The 615-nt window shown below is 48.9% G+C and carries 1 protein-coding gene; it reads right to left on the reverse strand.

The window, feature by feature from the left end; all coding sequences use genetic code 11:
- Window positions 1-156 precede the first annotated feature (156 nt).
- Window positions 157-489 carry a TraR/DksA C4-type zinc finger protein gene (locus MXAZACID_RS18570; RefSeq protein ID WP_008495918.1) on the reverse strand — a complete coding sequence of 111 codons (333 nt, stop codon included), beginning with the start codon at window positions 487-489 and terminating at the stop codon, window positions 157-159.
- Window positions 490-615 lie beyond the last annotated feature (126 nt).

Consider the following 615-nt stretch of genomic DNA (forward strand, 5'->3'; position numbering starts at 1 on the left):
CCGTGCAGGTGCCGAAAGAGTGAGGCCGGAATGGAATTTTGCAACGATTAAGAAACAAAAAGAACCGCGATTTTTGAGGGAGCCAGGGCAGCGACAGCGTCTGGTTACACGGACCGATTAGCCCGATTTTCTCATGCAATCTATAATGTATGGCCATTATTTAGCACAATCTATACAGGTTGTTGCCGTAGGGGTGATTCGTAAACGCGCTTCAGCAATTTCTTCGCCGCATTTTATACAGATGCCGTAATTACCACCTTCAATCCGTCGTAACGCACCATCTATGGCTATTATTTCAGTTTCTCGCTGACGCTGATGAGCCAAAGCCATAGCCTGAACTTGGATAGCATCCATCCGGGAGAGGCGGCCTACTGAGGTCTGATCCAACTCAACCGGATTGCGGGCCTCCTTGTTTACCTCGCTCAATCGTTGCAGATCAATTTTCTTTTGCAGCAAAAGCTGCCGGAAAATCTCGAAATCCACTGCCATCAGCGCACCAATAATATCGGCGCGTCTACCAACCGAATGGTTGCCGTGTGGTACTCCCAATAAACGAATGTTCTAAATGCCGAGTGGCCATAAGCACCCATCACCAGATTGCCCCCGGTGTTTTCG

It is taken from the genome of Acidocella sp. MX-AZ02, assembly GCF_000306035.1.
Taxonomy (GTDB): domain Bacteria; phylum Pseudomonadota; class Alphaproteobacteria; order Acetobacterales; family Acetobacteraceae; genus Acidocella; species Acidocella facilis.

Excerpts from the sequence above, each read along its gene's own strand:
- MXAZACID_RS18570 (WP_008495918.1), bottom strand. The coding sequence starts at position 489 with ATGGCAGTGGATTTCGAGATTTTCCGGCAGCTTTTGCTGCAAAAGAAA.